Origin of the sequence: Kitasatospora sp. NPDC056651 (assembly GCF_042792155.1) — a bacterium.
Classification (GTDB): Bacteria; Actinomycetota; Actinomycetes; order Streptomycetales; family Streptomycetaceae; genus Kitasatospora.
The window spans coordinates 1-15924 of the sequence record NZ_JBHTWX010000018.1 but is presented as its reverse complement, the minus strand read 5'-3'; the positions used below and the strand labels follow the sequence as shown (position 1 = coordinate 15924).

Annotated in this window: 13 protein-coding genes and 1 pseudogene; 10 read left to right on the top strand and 4 right to left on the bottom strand. The window is 72.9% G+C overall.

The window, feature by feature from the left end:
- The first annotated feature begins 60 nt into the window (after positions 1–60).
- From ACFRAR_RS10135 to ACFRAR_RS10120, 4 genes are all read left to right on the top strand, one after another.
- Positions 61–1512 carry a histidine kinase gene (locus ACFRAR_RS10135; protein ID WP_380696832.1) on the top strand — a complete coding sequence of 484 codons (1452 nt, stop codon included), beginning with the start codon at positions 61–63 and terminating at the stop codon, positions 1510–1512.
- Positions 1464–2111: a response regulator gene (locus ACFRAR_RS10130; protein WP_380696830.1), complete on the top strand. Its 648-nt coding sequence runs from the start codon at positions 1464–1466 to the stop codon at positions 2109–2111. Before ACFRAR_RS10135 ends, ACFRAR_RS10130 begins: the two co-directional genes overlap by 49 nt.
- Before the next feature lie 402 nt (positions 2112–2513).
- Positions 2514–3557 carry an isopenicillin N synthase family dioxygenase gene (locus tag ACFRAR_RS10125; RefSeq protein WP_380696828.1) on the top strand — a complete coding sequence of 348 codons (1044 nt, stop codon included), beginning with the start codon at positions 2514–2516 and terminating at the stop codon, positions 3555–3557.
- Between the two features lie 193 nt (positions 3558–3750).
- Positions 3751–4491: a MerR family transcriptional regulator gene (locus tag ACFRAR_RS10120; protein ID WP_380696826.1), complete on the top strand. Its 741-nt coding sequence runs from the start codon at positions 3751–3753 to the stop codon at positions 4489–4491.
- 139 nt (positions 4492–4630) lie between these two features.
- Here the strand turns inward: ACFRAR_RS10120 and ACFRAR_RS10115 are convergent, their stop codons facing one another.
- From ACFRAR_RS10115 to ACFRAR_RS10100, 4 genes are all read right to left on the bottom strand, one after another.
- Positions 4631–6865, bottom strand: a complete 2235-nt coding sequence (locus ACFRAR_RS10115) for a 3-hydroxyacyl-CoA dehydrogenase NAD-binding domain-containing protein (protein WP_380696824.1) — start codon at positions 6863–6865, stop codon at positions 4631–4633.
- Between the two features lie 27 nt (positions 6866–6892).
- Positions 6893–8107, bottom strand: coding sequence for an acetyl-CoA C-acetyltransferase (locus tag ACFRAR_RS10110; RefSeq protein ID WP_380696822.1), 1215 nt, complete (start codon positions 8105–8107; stop codon positions 6893–6895).
- A gap of 96 nt (positions 8108–8203) precedes the next feature.
- Positions 8204–9346, bottom strand: coding sequence for an acyl-CoA dehydrogenase family protein (locus tag ACFRAR_RS10105; protein WP_380696820.1), 1143 nt, complete (start codon positions 9344–9346; stop codon positions 8204–8206).
- A gap of 2 nt (positions 9347–9348) precedes the next feature.
- Entirely contained in the window at positions 9349–10509 is a 1161-nt protein-coding gene (locus ACFRAR_RS10100) for a CaiB/BaiF CoA transferase family protein (protein ID WP_380696818.1), read from the bottom strand.
- A gap of 264 nt (positions 10510–10773) precedes the next feature.
- On the opposite strand from ACFRAR_RS10100, the gene ACFRAR_RS10095 reads away from it, so the two are divergent.
- The 6 genes and pseudogenes from ACFRAR_RS10095 to ACFRAR_RS10070 form a co-directional block, all read left to right on the top strand.
- The gene (locus ACFRAR_RS10095) at positions 10774–11229 is read left to right on the top strand and encodes a hypothetical protein (protein WP_380696816.1); all 456 of its coding nucleotides are present in this window, start codon (positions 10774–10776) and stop codon (positions 11227–11229) included.
- 19 nt (positions 11230–11248) lie between these two features.
- Positions 11249–13363, top strand: a complete 2115-nt coding sequence (locus ACFRAR_RS10090) for a WXG100 family type VII secretion target (protein WP_380696814.1) — start codon at positions 11249–11251, stop codon at positions 13361–13363.
- A gap of 142 nt (positions 13364–13505) precedes the next feature.
- The gene (locus ACFRAR_RS10085) at positions 13506–14435 is read left to right on the top strand and encodes a hypothetical protein (protein WP_380696812.1); all 930 of its coding nucleotides are present in this window, start codon (positions 13506–13508) and stop codon (positions 14433–14435) included.
- Between the two features lie 154 nt (positions 14436–14589).
- Positions 14590–15138: a GNAT family N-acetyltransferase gene (locus ACFRAR_RS10080; protein ID WP_380696810.1), complete on the top strand. Its 549-nt coding sequence runs from the start codon at positions 14590–14592 to the stop codon at positions 15136–15138.
- 178 nt (positions 15139–15316) lie between these two features.
- Positions 15317–15505, top strand: coding sequence for a hypothetical protein (locus ACFRAR_RS10075; RefSeq protein ID WP_380696808.1), 189 nt, complete (start codon positions 15317–15319; stop codon positions 15503–15505).
- Positions 15502–15924: pseudogene (locus ACFRAR_RS10070) on the top strand (sensor histidine kinase); the annotation flags it as partial. The gene ACFRAR_RS10075 and the pseudogene ACFRAR_RS10070, both read left to right, overlap by 4 nt.

Below are 15924 nucleotides of genomic sequence, written 5' to 3'. Positions count from 1 at the left end.
CTCCGGGCCACGGCTTCGAAGCCTCCGGACGGGGGCTCCGGAAGGGACAGGAGGCACGTCATGGACGCGGGAGCGCTGAGCGGGCTGACCCTGCGGGTCGGCCGGGCCTGCGTGGACGGGGTGCGCGCCTGGTACGCGGTGATGCTGGTGGTGACGGGCTTCCTCGCACTGCTGGCCGCACCGGTCCTGCTGGCCGCCGCGCTGCTCGGCCCGGACGATCCCCGCCCCGACTTCCACCCGGGCGGGCCGCTGATCCTGGCGGTGCCGATGGCGCCGGTCGTCCTCTGGGCGCTGTGCTGGGCCACCGGGGGCGGCGGCCGGGCGATCGGCGCCGCGCTGTTCGCCCCGGGCGCGATAGCGCTGATGGCGACGCACATCTACGACGGTGCCGCGCCCGGCGGCCGGTCCGTCTCGGTCGGGCTGGCACCCTCGCTGCTGCTGCTCGGGCTGTTCGGCACCCGCTGGATCGCGGTGGAGACCAGGCGGATCGTCGGGAAGTGGAGCGGGCGGCCGATCCCGGTGCCCTACCGCCGGCCACCCGGCGCCGGGCCCTGGCAGCGGCTGCGGGCCGGCGGCTGGCTCACCGACCCGGCGACCTGGCGGGACTTCGCGTGGACGCTGCTCGCCGGCGGCGCCGTCCTGGTCACCGCGGTGGCCGTCCTGCTGGCTCCCGTCACCATCGAGGTCTTCGGCCGGAACGGGCCGTTCGTCGCGCTGGGCGTCATCTACGGGATCAGCCTGTGCCTCGCCCCGGCGGCCGCCCTGTGGGCCGCCCCGCCGGCCCTGCGGATCCACGAGAGGTCCGCCCGGGCCCTGCTCGGGCCGTCCCGGCGGGCCGAGCTCGCCCGCCAGGTCCACCACCTCGCGCGGACCAGGGCGGACACCATCGACGCCGGAGCGGCCGAGCTGCGCCGGATCGAGCGGGACCTGCACGACGGGGCGCAGGCCCGGCTGGTGGCACTGGGCATGCTGCTGACCGTGGCCGAGCAGCTGAAGGACGACCCGAACGCCGTCGGACCGCTGCTGGCCGAGGCCCGGCTGTCCTCGGTGAAGGCACTCGGCGAACTGCGGGACCTGGTCCGCGGCATCCATCCACCGGTGCTCGCCGACCGTGGACTGGCCGACGCGGTGCAGGCGACGGCACTGGACCTGCCGCTGCCGGTCAGTTTCACGGGCAGCCTGCCCGGCCGGGTGTCCGCGCCGGTGGAGTCGGCCGCCTACTTCGCGGTGACGGAGCTGCTGGCCAACGTGGTGAAGCACGCCGAGGCCTCGCACGTGTGGATCGAGATAGGGCACAGTGACGGGCTGCTGCGGATATCGGTCACCGACGACGGGCGCGGAGGCGCCGACCCGTCCCGGGGAACCGGCCTCAGCGGAACCGAACGCCGACTGGCCGCCTTCGACGGGGTGCTCGCGATCAGCAGCCCGTCCGGCGGGCCGACCATCGTGAACCTGGAGATCCCGTGCGCGTTGTCATCGCCGAAGACCTCTTCCTCCTCCGGGACGGCCTGACCAGGCTGCTTGAGGCCAACGGCATGGAGGTCACCGCGGCGGTGGAGGACGGTGAGCAGCTGCTCGCCGCGGTGGCCGCGGACCGGCCCGACATCGCCGTGGTCGACGTCCGGCTGCCGCCGAGCTTCACCGACGAGGGGCTGCGCGCCGCCCTGGCGGCCCGTCAGGCCCACCCGGGCCTGCCCGTCCTGGTGTTGTCGCAGTTCGTGGAGCAGCTGTACGCACGCGAGCTGCTGGCCGGCAGCACCGGCGGGATCGGCTACCTGCTCAAGGACCGGGTGATGGACGGCACCCAGTTCATCGACGCCGTCCGGCGGGTCGCCCAGGGCGGCACCGTGATGGATCCGGAGGTGATCACCCGGCTGCTCACCCACAACTCCTCGGCCGGCCCGGTCTCCACCCTCTCCCCGCGCGAGCGGCAGGTGCTGGCGCTGATGGCGGAGGGCCGGTCCAACGCGGCGATCGCCCAGCAGCTGGTGATCACCGAGCGGGCCATCGCCAAGCACACCGCGTCGATCTTCGTCCGGCTCGACCTCCAGCCCTCCGACGACGACAACCGCCGTGTCCTGGCCGTCCTGGCCTACCTCAACAACTCCTGAGCCGTCCCGTGACCCGTCCCGGCCCCCGACAGCCCGTGGAAGGAGCCGCCATCACGCCCACCGTCGCCACCACCCCACCGTGTGCCGGATCACCACGTCCCGGATCACCGGCACATGGAGAGTGGCCCTCCGCCGCACGGGGCTCGCCCACCGCGGAACCGGTCAATTAGGCTGGTGGGGTGCTCATCCTTGTTCGCCGCCGCCACGTGGACCTGCTCCGCGTGACGACCATGTCCTGTCGACGCTCCGGCTGAACCTCGCGCCACCCACCCTCAACGGCGGCCCCTGCCCGGCCGCCACCACCTCCCGACTCCCGGAGCACCCGCCGCACCAGGCGGCTGCTCCGGCCGTCCACGGTCGACCACCGGGACCGGTCGGGACGAGACCCAGCGGATGTCACACATGACGCAGCAGCACACGCCCATATCCGAGACCGGCTCCGGTTCCACCCCCGCGGACGCCCTCCCCGTGATCGACCTGTCACTCGCCGACGGCAGCCCGGACGACCGCCGCCGGCTGCACGACGAGCTCCGCGCCGCGGCCACCGGCGTCGGATTCTTCCAGCTCGTCGGTCACGGCGTCGCCCCGGAGGAGACCGCCGCGCTCACCCGGGCCATGCGCGCCTTCTTCGCGCTCCCCGAGGCGGACCGCCTCGCCGTGAGCAACCTCCACTCCCCCCACTACCGGGGCTACACCCGCACCGGCGACGAGCGCACCGGCGGCAGCCAGGACTGGCGCGACCAGCTGGACATCGGCGCCGAGCTGCCCCCGCACGTCCCCGGCACCGGCGAGCCCCCGTACTGGTGGCTGGAGGGGCCCAACCAGTGGCCCGAGGCGCTCCCCGAGCTGCGCGGCGCCGCGCTCGGCTGGATCGACCACCTCGGCGCGGTCGCCCGCCGCCTGTTGCACGAACTCCTCACCGCGATCGGTGCCCGCTCCGACTTCTACGACGAGGCCTTCGCGGGCCACCCCCACCTGCGCCTCAAGCTGGTCCGCTACCCCGGCACCGCCCCGAACGGCGCCGGCCAGGGCGTCGGCGCCCACAAGGACTACGGCTTCATCACCCTGCTGCTCCAGGACACCGTCGGCGGCCTCCAGGTCGAACGCACGGACGGCAGCTTCCTGGACATCCCGCCGCTCGACGGCGCCTTCGTCGTCAACCTCGGCGAGCTGCTGGAAGTGGCCACGGACGGCTACCTCAAGGCCACCAGCCACCGGGTGGTCAGCCCGCCCGGCGCCCGCGAGCGCTTCTCCGTGCCGTTCTTCTACAACCCCCGCCTCGACGCCCACATCGAGCCGCTGGACTTCCCGCTCGCCCACCACGCCCCGGGCGCCACCGAGGACCCGGACAACCCGCTCTTCGCCGACTTCGGCCTCAACGAGTGGAAGGGCTACACCCGGGCCCACCCCGAAGTCACCCGCCGCCACCACCCCACCCCTGCCTGACCCTGTCCCTGCCTGGCCCCACTCCCCGGACCTCACCCCCCCTGCCCGACGCCCCTGCCCGAAGCCGACCCGGGGCCGACGGCAGGGGCGTCGGTGTGCCGGCCCCGGCCCCGCCCCATCGGTGGACCGGTGCGCCCGGCACTGTCACACTGCTGCTGTCACAGCAGGAGTGTGCCAGCGCGGGAGGCGGCGGATGGGGGAGCTCGGCGGCGTGGGGGCCGGGGTGCGGCTGACGGTGGACGAGTTGGCGGCGCGGGCCGGGGTGACGGTGCGGACGGTGCGGTTCTACGGGACGAAGGGCCTGCTGCCACCGCCGGAACTGGGGCCTCGGCGGGTGGGGCTGTACGGGGAGGAGCACCTGGACCGGCTGGGACTGATCGAGGAATTGCAGCGGCAGGGGCTGACCCTGGCCGCGATCGAGCGGTACCTGGCGCGGTTGCCGGAGGACAGCACGCCGCTGGACCTGGCGATCCACCGGGCGCTGGTGGCGTCCTGGACACCGGAGACCCCGGAGGAGGCCACCAGGGCCCAGCTGGAGCGACGTGCCGGACGGGGGCTGACGGAGGAGCAGGTCGAGCGCCTCACCGCGATGGGCGCGCTGGAGCGGACGGCGGATCCGGAGGTGTTCCGGGTGGATCCGGGGCTGCTGCCGCTGGGCGTGCGGATCCTGGACGTACCGATCCCGCTGGAGACGCTGCTGGCCGCCCGGTCGGTGGTGCTGGAACACAGCCGGGCGACGGCGCGGGAGTTGCAGCGGCTGTTCCGCGAGACGGTGTGGAAGCCGTACCGGGAGAGCGAGCCCGCGCCGGCGGAGCTGGCCCGGATGAAGGCGTTGACGGACCACATCCAGCCGATGGTGGCGCAGGCGCTGGTCACGGCCTTCCAGCGGTACCTGCGGGAGGAACTGGGCGAGGAGCTGCGCCAGGAGCAGTAGCAGGGAGTGGGAGCCCGGTGAGGCCGTGCACCGCACGGCCTCACCGGAACCCGATCAGGAACCCGATCAGGAACCTGATCAGGAGCCCCGGCAGGAATCCCACCGATGACCCCACCGGGCACCCGGACGGGCCCGCCCGTCAGTCCGTGAAGGTCCGCCCCTCGGCCGCCACCCGCTCCAGCAGCGCCGGCGGCGCGAACCGCTCGCCGTACGCGGCGGAGAGTTCCCGGGCGCGGGCGACGAAGCCGGCCGGGCCGCCCCGGTACCCGTTGATGTACTGGAGCACCCCGCCCGTCCAGGCCGGGAAGCCGATGCCGAGGATCGAGCCCACGTTGGCGTCGGCGACCGAGGTCAGCACGCCCTCCTCCAGGCAGCGCACCGAGTCCAGCGCCTCGCTGAACAGCATCCGCTCCTTGAGGTCCTCGAAGGGAACGTCCGAGGGAGCACCGGACGTGGCACCGGACAGGGCGCCTGCCGAGACGCCGGCCGAGGCGCCGGACGGGACGCCGAAGTGCTCCAGCAGCCCCGGCCAGAGCCGCCCGCGCTTGCCGTCCTCGCCGTACTCGTAGAACCCCGCGCCGCCGCTGCGCCCCGGGCGGCCGAACTCGTCGACCATCCGGTCGACCACCGCGTCCGCCGGGTGCGGGGTCCAGGTGCCGCCGGAGGCCTCCACCGAGCGCCGGTACTCGTCCCGGATCTTGCGCGGCAGGGTGAGGGTGAGCTCGTCCATCAGGGAGAGCACCTTGGCGGGGTAGCCGGCCTGGGCGGCCGCCTGCTCGATGCTGGACGGGTGGACGCCCTCGCCGACCATGGCCACGCCCTCGTTGAGGAACTGGCCGATCACCCGCGAGGTGAAGAAGCCGCGCGAGTCGTTGACCACGATCGGGGTCCGGTCGATCTGCCGGACCAGGTCGAAGGCGCGGGCCAGTGCCTCGTTCCCGGTGCGCGGGCCGCGGATGATCTCGACCAGGCGCATCTTGTCGACCGGCGAGAAGAAGTGCAGCCCGATGAAGTCGCCCTGGCGCTCGACGCCTTCCGCGAGCAGGCCGATCGGCAGGGTGGAGGTGTTGGAGCAGAGCAGCGCGTCGGGGTCGACCACGCCTTCGATCTCCTGGAACACCTTGTGCTTGAGCTCGGTGTTCTCGAAGACCGCCTCGATCACCGCGTCGCAGCCGGCCAGGTCCGCGGCGTCGGCGGTGGGGGTGATCCGGGCGAGCAGTTCGTCGCGCTTGGCCTCGGTGGAGCGCCCGCGCGCGACGGCCTTGTTCAGCAGCCCCTCGGAGTAGGCCTTTCCGCGCTCGGCGGCCTCGACGCTGACGTCCTTGAGTACGACCTCGATGCCGGCCTTGGCGCAGGTGTAGGCGATGCCCGCGCCCATCATCCCGGCGCCGAGCACCGCGACCTTGCGGACCAGCCGCTTCTCGACGTCCTTCGGGCGTCCGGCGCCGGAGTTGACCGCCTGCATGTCGAAGAACAGCGCCTGGATCATGTTCTTGCTGGTCTGTCCGCAGGCCAGCTCGGTGAAGTAGCGGGCTTCGATCACCATCGCGGTGTCGACGTCCACCTGGGCGCTCTCCACGGCGGCGGCCAGCACGTTGCGCGGGGCCGGGTAGGGCGCGCCGTTCAGCTGCTTGCGCAGGTTGGCCGGGAAGGCGGGCAGGTTGGCCGCGAAGGCCGGGGTGGCCGGGGTGCCGCCGGGGATCTTGTACCCCTTGACGTCCCAGGGCTGGACGGCGGTCGGGTTGGCCTCGATCCAGGCACGTGCCCGGACGGCCAACTCCTCGGGCGTTCCGGCCAGTTCGTGCACCAGTCCGTGCTCCAGCGCCTGCGCCGGACGGTACTGGCGGCCCTGGAGCAGGAACTTCAGCAGGGCGTCGGTGATGCCGAACAGCCGCACCGTACGGACCACTCCGCCGCCGCCCGGCAGCAGGCCGAGGGTGACCTCGGGCAGGCCGATCCGGCTGGCGGGGGTGTCGAGCGCGATCCGGTGGTGGCAGGCGAGGGCGAGTTCCAGGCCGCCGCCGAGCGCGCTGCCGTTGACGGCGGCGACGACCGGCTTGCCGAGGGTCTCCAGCGTGCGCAGCGCGCGCTTGATCCGCATCGACTTCTCGAAGACGGCCTCGGCGTCCTCGGGGCGGGCGGCGGAGAGCATCCGCAGGTCTCCCCCGGCGAAGAAGGTCTTCTTGGCGGAGGTGATCACCACGCCGCGCAGCGCGTCCGTGGCGGCCAGCGCCGCCAGCCGCTCGACGACGGTCTCGAAGTCGGCGGTGAAGGCCTCGTTCATGGTGTTGACGGACTGGCCGGGGTCGTCGAGGACGAGGGTGACCACGCCGTCCTGGTCCTGCTCCCAGCGGATGGTGGTGGTGTCGCTCATCAGGTGCTCCAGATCTGGGAGGGAGGGTCAGACGCGCTCGACGATGGTGGCGATGCCCATGCCGCCGCCCACGCAGAGGGTGATCAGGCCGTAGCGCAGGTCGCGCCGTTCCAGCTCGTCGACCACGGTGCCGAGCAGCATCGCCCCGGTGGCGCCGAGCGGGTGGCCGAGCGCGATCGCGCCGCCGTTGACGTTCACCTGGTCGTGGCGGAAGCCGAGTTCGCGGATGAAGCGGAGCGCGACGGCGGCGAACGCCTCGTTGATCTCGACCAGGTCGATGTCGGCCGCGGTGAGCCCGGCCTTGGCGAGAGCCTTGCGGGTGGCCGGGGCGGGGCCGGTGAGCATGATGGTCGGCTCGGAGCCGGAGACGGCGGCGGAGACGATCCGGGCGCGCGGGCGCAGTCCGTACCGCTCGCCGACCTCGCGGTTGCCGATCGCCACCAGCGCGGCGCCGTCGACGATGCCGGAGGAGTTGCCCGCGTGGTGGACGTGGTCGATGGCCTCGACCCAGTGGTACTTCTGGAGGGCGACGGCGTCGAAGCCGCCGGCCTCGCCGATGGCGGCGAAGGAGGGCTTGAGGCCGGCCAGGGTCTCGACGGTGGTGCCGGGGCGGATGAACTCGTCGCGTTCCAGTACGACCAGGCCGTTGCGGTCGCGCACCGGGACGACCGAGCGGTCGAACAGGCCGTCCGCCTGGGCCTTGGCGGCGCGGGCCTGGGACTCGGCGGCGAAGGCGTCGACGTCGGTGCGGGAGAAGCCCTCGATGGTGGCGATGAGGTCGGCGCCGATGCCCTGGGGGGCGAAGTCGGTCTCGTACGCCGTCATCGGGTCGGCGAACCAGGCGCCGCCGTCGGAGGCCATCTTCACCCGGGACATCGACTCGACCCCGCCGGCCAGGACCAGGTCCTCCCAGCCCGAACGGACCTTGGCCGCCGCCAGGTTGACGGCTTCCAGGCCGGAGGCGCAGAAGCGGTTCTCCTGGACGCCGGCGACGGTGTCGGGCAGGCCGGCCGCGATGGCGGCGATCCGGGCGATGTCGGAGCCCTGGTCGCCGACCGGGCTGACCACGCCGAGCACGATGTCGTCGATCGCGGCCGGGTCCAACTCAGGGTAGCGGTTGCGCAGTTCGCGGATCAGCCCGACGACCAGGTCGATCGGCTTGGTGCCGTGCAGCGAACCGGAGGCCTTGCCCCGGCCGCGCGGGGTGCGGATCGCGTCGTAGACGTACGCTTCGGTGGTCACGGTGGGGTCGCCTTTCAGCGGGTATTCGGGGCGAGGGATTTGACGAGCGGAGGAGTCGAGGGACAGCGGGCTTCCGGGGGCGCCGGGGGAGGACGCTCAGCCGAGGATCGAGCGGCCGACGATCTCCTTCATGATCTCGGTGGTGCCGCCGTAGATGGTCTGGATGCGGCCGTCGGTGAACGCCCTGGCGACCGGGAACTCGCTCATGTACCCGTAGCCGCCGTGCAGTTGGAGACACCGGTCGGCGGTGCGCTTCTGCAGCTCGGTGGCCCACCACTTGGCCATCGAGGCGTCGGCCGGGGTGAGCGCCCAGCGGTTGTGCTCGGTGATGCAGCGGTCGACGAAGGCCCGGGTGACGGCGCACTCGGTGGCCAGTTCGGCGATCTCGAAGCGGACGTGCTGGAGCTTGGCGAGCGGACGGCCGAAGGCCTCGCGCTGCTTGACGTAGTCGGTGGTGATCTCGACCAGGTACTCGGCGCCCGCGATCGCCGCGGCGGCGATGGTGAGCCGCTCCTGGGCGAGGTTCTGCATCAGGTGGACGAAGCCGCCGTTCAGCTCCCCGATCAGGTTCTCCTTGGGCACCCGGACGTCCTCGAAGAACAACTCGGCGGTGTCCTGGGCCTTCTGGCCGATCTTGTCGAGGTTGCGGCCGCGCTCGAAGCCGGGGGTGCCGCGCTCGACGGCCAGCAGGCTCAGTCCGTGGGCGCCGCCCTCGGGGGTGGTGCGGGCGACCACGATCACCAGGTCGGCGAGGATGCCGTTGGAGATGAAGGTCTTGGCGCCGTTGAGCAGGTAGTGGTCGCCCCGGTCGGCCGCCTGGGTGCGGATGCCCTGGAGGTCGGAGCCGGTGCCGGGTTCGGTCATCGCGATCGCGGTGATCAGCTCGCCCGAGCAGAATCCGGGCAGCCAGCGGCGCTTCTGCTCCTCGGTGGCGAGCGAGGTGAGGTACGGGCCGATGATGTCGTTGTGCAGGCCGATCGCCAGGCCGGAGGCACCGGCCCGGGCGAACTCCTCGGCCAGCACGGCGGCGTAGCGGAAGTCCGGGGTGCCGCCACCGCCGTACTCCTCGGGGACGGCGAGGCCGAGCAGGCCCTGTCGGCCGGCCGCGAGCCAGGCGGAGCGGTCGACGATGCCGGCCTTCTCCCAGCGGTCGTAGTGCGGCAGCACCTCCTTGGCCAGGAAGGCCCGCACGGTGGCGCGGAAGTCGTCGTGCTGCTCGGTGAAGATCTCGCGGTGCAACGCTACTCTCCTTGCTCTGCCGATGGGTTGAGGGACTTGACGTCCCAGTCCCGGGCGACCTCGGCGGTGTCCGCGCCCGGCCGGGCCGGCGGGCGGCGCAGGGCGCCCGGGGTGGCGGAGAAACGCGGGGCGGGGGCCGGCTGGGTGACGCCGTCCGCCTCGACGTACGTTCCGCGCGCCGACAGGTGCGCGTCGGCGGCGGCCTGACGCATCGTCAGTACCGGCTCGACGCAGGCGTCGGTGCCGGCGAAGACGGCCTCCCACTCGGCCCTGGTCCGGGTGGCGAAGCGGGCGGCGATCCGGGTGCGCAGTTCGGGCCAGCGGTCGAGCTCGTACTGGCCGGGCGCGTCCGGGCCCAGTTCCAGCAGCCGGGCGAACTCGGCGTAGAAGCGCGGTTCCAGCGCGCCGACGGACAGGTGCCCGCCGTCGGCCGCCCGGTACACCGCGTAGAACGGGGCTCCGCCGTCCAGCAGGTTGACGCCCCGGCGGTCCTGCCAGTGGCCGGCCGCGAGCAGGCCCCACAGCATGCTGCCGAGGTGCGCCGCGCCGTCCACGATCGCGGCGTCGACCACCTGGCCGGTGCCGGTGGTCCGGGCGTGGTGCAGCCCGGCGAGCAGGCCGACGACCAGGTAGAGCGAGCCGCCCGCGTAGTCGCCCAGCAGGTTGGCCGGGATGCCGGGGGGCTCCTCGGCCCCACCCGGCGCCGCCACCATCCCGAGCACGCCGGCCACCGCCGCGTACCCCAGGTCGTGCCCGGCGGTCGCCGCCCTCGGGCCGTGCTGCCCCCAGCCGGTCATCCGCCCGTACACCAGCGCCGGGTTGCGCGCCAGGCACGCCTCGGGCCCGACGCCGAGCCGCTCCGCGACGCCCGGCCGGTAGCCCTCGATCAGCAGGTCCGCCCGCTCGACCAGGTCCAGCACCCGCGCCGGGCCCCCGGGGGACTTCAGGTCGACCAGCACCGAGCGCTTGTTGCGGTTGCTGAGGTCGTACGCCGGATCCGTCCCGAGCGGCGAGGGGTCCGGCCGGTCCACCCGCACCACGTCCGCCCCGAGGTCGCCCAGCAGCATCGCCGCGAAGGGCCCCGGCCCGATCCCGGCGAGCTCCACCACCCGCACCCCCGCCAACGGCCCACCGGCCCCTGGTGCACTGCTCGTGTCACGCACTGGCTGCTGGACCCTTCCCGACGGGGTTTGACAGTAAAGCTGTAACACTCGGGATGATAGGCAAGCGACCGGCCGGTAACAAGACCTCCCCGCCCGCGCCCGGCCGCCAATTCCCCCTCGACCGAACCGCCATGGAAACCGGGCACCCGCCGTTCGGCCAAGAGCGCGAAGGTCAAGTCGACACAAAGGACCGCGGCCGCCTGTACGGTCGTCATGCAGTGGCAGGGGGAACAGCCGGTCTGCGAAATGGGGAGGACTGCACACATGAGCGATCAGGGCTTCACCACCGGACCCGTCGCGCCGGACCCGGCCCCGGCGCCGGGCACCGCCGCGACACCGCCCCCCGCCGGGCTCGTCCTGGCGAGTGCCGGAAGCCCGTCCGGGTCCGCACCCGGTTCGGGATCCACCCAGCTCGACACCCCGTACGAGCTCGCCGCTTCGGCCGGAATGGCCCGTCAGATAGCCACCGACCTCGACAGCGCCAACGGCAAGGCCGGCCCCGGCGCGCACAGCCTCACCGAGTACGCGAGCACCGCGTCGACCAGGATCCGCGGTTTCTCCTTCGGCGGCGCCCTCACCAGCAGCACCGAGCGGTGGACCCAGCAGTGCAAGGCGCTGCACGACAAGGTGGGCGGCGCCGCCGACAACCTCGACAGGACCCAGCAGAACTACCACGCCAACGAGACCCGGACCACCGCGGATCTCTCCGGCCGCCAGTGACAAGGGAGGGGAACGGACCATGGTGTCCTTCAAGGAACTGCGCGAGGCCGACTTCGCCGCGATCAACGACGCCGCCGAGGCCTGGTCCGGCGTCGCCAAGGCCCTCACCGCCCTGGAGGGCCGGGTCACCAAGGACCTCACCAGCACGGCGCAGCGCGCCGGCTGGAAGGGGACGGCCGCCGACGAGGCGACCAAGGCGCTGCAGGGCATCGACAGCGACTTCAAGCAGGCCTCGGCCGTCGCCACCGCCGTCGCCGGGATCATGAAGACCGCCGCCACGGACTTGGCCGCCGCCCGCCTCATCCTCGACACGGCACTCCACGACGCCCAGGGCGACAGCGCCTTGACCGTCACCGAGGACGGCACGGTCAGGTGGACCGTGCCGAAGGCGGACCTGAACGACCCCGACGCCGAGCGCACCATCCGGGCCACCGCCCAGGGGATCTCGGACCGCATCAGGAAGGCCGTCCAGCAGGCCACCACCGCCGACCAGGAGGCCACCACGGCCCTCCAGGGCGACATCGGCACCAGCACCACCGCCTTCAACCCCACCCCGTACGGCGCCGGCCCGGTCGCCGACGCCATGCGGGCCAGGGAGCTGATGTCCAAGGGCGGCAGCCTCTCCGACGATCAGCTCAGGCAACTGCAGGCCCTCATGGCCACCAACGCGGAGAAGCAGGAGTTCGCCGCCACCTTGCTCAACGGCCTCACCATTGACGGCAAGACCGGCCCCGAGGCCCTGCTGGCTTACAGCAAGGCCTACGACGGCCTCGCCCACGGCACCCGCAACGCCGCGGGCTACCAGGACGTCTACAAGAACCTGTCCGTCGTCCTGGCCACCGCCACCGAGAACGGCGGCATGGGCAAGGCCTGGGAGGACGGACTGCTGGCCGCCGCCCGCCGCCCGGGCGGCTCGGCGGCGGGGTGGAACGACAACTACCCGGCGCTGACGAAGCTGATGGCCGCGAAGGGGGTGTTCGACAAACCGTTCCTCCTCAAGGTCGGCAACGACCTGGTCGATTTCGAGCGGAAGAGCAAGGTCAAGGGTGAGGAGCTCTGGGGACCGGATTGGAGGACGACCAACGGCCGGACCGACCCGATGGGTGGTCTGATGAGCGCGCTGAGCCGCGATCCGGGGGCGTCGAAGGACTTCTTCGACCCGGCGAAGAGCAAGAACCTGGACTACGTGCTGCACGAGCGGACGTGGCCGAACCAGGGCCACGAGCAGATCCTGACGGAAGACCGGTTTCGCGACACCTCACGCGCGGCGCTCGGCGACGCCCTGCAGGCCGCCACGACCGGCCGGGACCCGCACGGCGACCAGCCCCCGGTCCGCCCGCACGACAAGGTCATGTCGCAGATCATGGACGAGACGCTCAAGTCCCTCGCCGGCAGCGGTCCCGGGGACAAGACGAGCCTCCCGGCCGCGCTCCGCCAGCCGATGGCCGCCATGATCGCCGACTACGCTCCGAGCATGCACGAGATCCTCGGCAAGGAGCTGTCCGGTCCTGCCCAGCCGGACGGGCTCACCGTCCAGCGCGACCAGTTGTTGCGCGTGATCCGTGGCGCCTCCGAAGACCCCGCTTCGTTCGCGACCATCCACCGTGCCGAGACCGAGGAGATCGCCGCCCGTCTCAGCGGCTACGGGCCCGAGGCGTTCAAGCCCGATGCGGCGGGCGGTGCGAACCACAAGCTCCACTCGTTCACCCAGGAGGCCGGCTCCGCTCTCGGCGCGCTCGACGCCGTGTTCGCCGACACGGCCTCGGACCACACGGAGAGCGCGAAGGCGAAGGCGGACTGGAACGCGAGGATGAACTACCACCTGCTCGGCTCGGTCGTGAACCACTACCTCGGCGACGTCCCCCAGCGCCTGGTCGACATCGGGACCGCCCAGTACGCCAACGACGCCAAGGCACTGGCCGACGCCCAGCTCCAGGGAAACCTGAGCTCCCACTTCTCGGCGGGACAGAACCAGTTGAACAGGATGATCGACGAGAGGGCGCAGCTGTTCGGGATGGACGCCACCACCGCCGACCAGACCGGAAGCGTGTCGCAGCAGCTGAAGACGGACAGCCGCACCAGCTACAACGTCGCCATCGACGGCACCTACCGCACCGTGTTCGGACGGATGTGAACAGGTGGAGGCCATGAGGGACGGTGCTCCGTCCGACGGTTCCGAAGCCGCTCACGGGCGCCCCGACGAGGCACCCGAAGGGCGGGGACCCGCCGCCGGAGGGCCGAGATCGCGGACGGTCGCGGCGGTACTGGCGTTCGCGGTGGCAGCGGCGGGGTTCGCGGCCTACCGGCTGACGAACGTCGGCGGGCCGGGCAGCGTGTGCGGCGGGGCGGCCACGGCGGACCAGGTGCACGAGCTCCTGGGGTCGGGGCGGATCGGCGAGGACAGGGGCGGCTACTCGGCCACGGCGGACTCCGCCGGGAACAGCTGCACCGCCACGGTCAGTTCCGGCCTGTTCGAAACCTCCAGGAACACCGTGCGCTTCACCGTCGTCCGCAACTCCGAGGACGGCCCGGGCAAGCTGGCCGCGTCGGATGCCCGCCTGTTCTCCGGCGGGTCCATCGGCTCGGTGACCCCCGGCGCGGCGTGGGCCGTACTCCCCGAGGGGTGCGAGAAGGGCGTGCGCGCCGAGGTGCGCACCGGCCGGCCGGACCACGACGAGACCAGGGCCCGGATGGCCGTGGCCTTCGCCAACCGGGTCGCCGAGGCACGGGGCTGCGGCGGCCAGGCCCTCGCGGCACCGAAGGAACTGTCGGCGAAGGGTGCCGAGCGGGACCCGGACTGGGCCAACCTCTGCGGCCTGCCCGGGTTCGCCCCGGCGAGGAATCCCGCCGCCCGGTGGCGCATGCCGCAACAGGTCACCACCGCGACCGTCCCGATCTGGTCGTGCCGGATCGGCGGGGACCCGCAGTACGACAGCCGGGTGCAGGAGTTCGCGATCACCACCGAACCACGGACCACGGCCCTGACCCGGAAGGAGGGCGCGAGCGAATCGGATCTGGGGCGGGCCCAGTGGGTGGCGGACGGGACGCTCGTCACCACCTGCCAGGGCAAGGACGTCTTCTTCACCGTCACCGGTGGGATCGCCCCGGGGCTCGAAAGGCCCTTCCTGTTCCCCGACCAGAAGGGCCTGGTCCGGCAGTTCCTCACCGCCGGCGGCCGGGCGATCGGCTGCGAGCCGATCCTCTAGCGCGGCGGGACCGGGCAGCCGGGCGGGAACGGGCAGCCGGGCGAGACCCGGCAGGCGCGCGGGACCTGGCAGCCGGGCGGAAATGGGCGAGCGAGGCGTTCGAGTAATGGTCTATCTTGCGATAGACCTATTACGACAGCCACGGGGACGCACCATGACCACCGCCCAGCACACCGCCCAGCACGCCGCCGCCCGCACGATCGTCGCCGTCTCCGAGCGGCTGGTGCTGACCCGGCCCCAGGACAGCGACCTGGAGGCGGTGTTCGCGATCCACGGCGATCCGGAGACCAACCGGTACAACCCGCACGGTCCGCACCGGGACCAAACGGCCAGCCGGGAGATGCTGGACGGGTTCGTCGCCGACTGGGTGCGGGACGGGGTCGGGTACTGCGCCGTCGCCACCCGGGAGCAGCCGGGGACGGTCATCGGGTTCGCCGGGCTGTACCTGCACACCCTGGACGGGGAGCGGGTGTTCAACCTCTACTACCGGTTCCGGCCCTCCGCCTGGGGCCTGGGGTACGCGGCGGAGGCGGCCCGGGCGGCGATGGCCGAGGCACTGCCGCGCTTCCCCGGCGTCAACGTGATCGCCCTGATCCACGCCGACAACCTGCCCTCGCGCCGGCTGGCCGAGCGGCTCGGGCTGGTCGCCGACCCGGACGGCCGGACCGACGAGGAGGACCGGCTGATCCACCGGATGGGCTGACACCCCACGGCGCCCGGAATCCCCCGCCGGGGGGAGGGGGATCGCGCCCCGGGCGGAGGACCCGGGGCGGGGCCCGGCGGGAGGGTGGGGGCATGAGGATCGACGAGCGCGCGGTGCGGGCCGGGGCGGCGTGGACGGCGGTGGCGGCGACCGCGCCGCACCTGACCCTGAAACTGCGGTGGCCGACCGGGCATCCGGTGGGGCGGACGACCCCGCGGCGATGGACCGGCTGTGGCTGGTGAACCTGCTGACCGTCGGCATGGACGCGATCACCGTGGTGCCGGCGCCGGCTCTGGCCGTCGGGTCGGTGGCGTTGACCGAATGGGGCGCCCGTCGGCGCACCGCTGCCGTAGAGTCGCGCGGGTGATCACGGGGGCAGGCGGACGGGCCGCGGGCGGCCGGGCCCGAGCAGGCGACCGGGGCAGCCGGTTGCGGCGCGCGGCGGGGGCGGTGGTCGGGCGGCGGGCCCGGCTGCGCTGGGTGCACCTGGTGCTGGGCGGCGCGCTCCTGATGCCGTACTGGCTGCTGTCCGTGGTCATGCTCGGGGCGCTCAACCCGAACCAGTCGGCGACCGTCCAACTGCTGCTGTACATCCTGTCGTTGTTCACCTCGCTGCCGATGGCCGCCGTCACCGCGCTGGTGCCGACGGTACGGACGCTGGAGGGCGCGGCGGCGCGGGCGCTGTGCGCGGCGGCCCGGCCGGAGGACCTGGCCACCGGACCGGCCCGCTCCTGGGCGGCCCGGTGGCGCACCGCCGTCTGGTACGTGCTGCACGTGCTGTTCGGC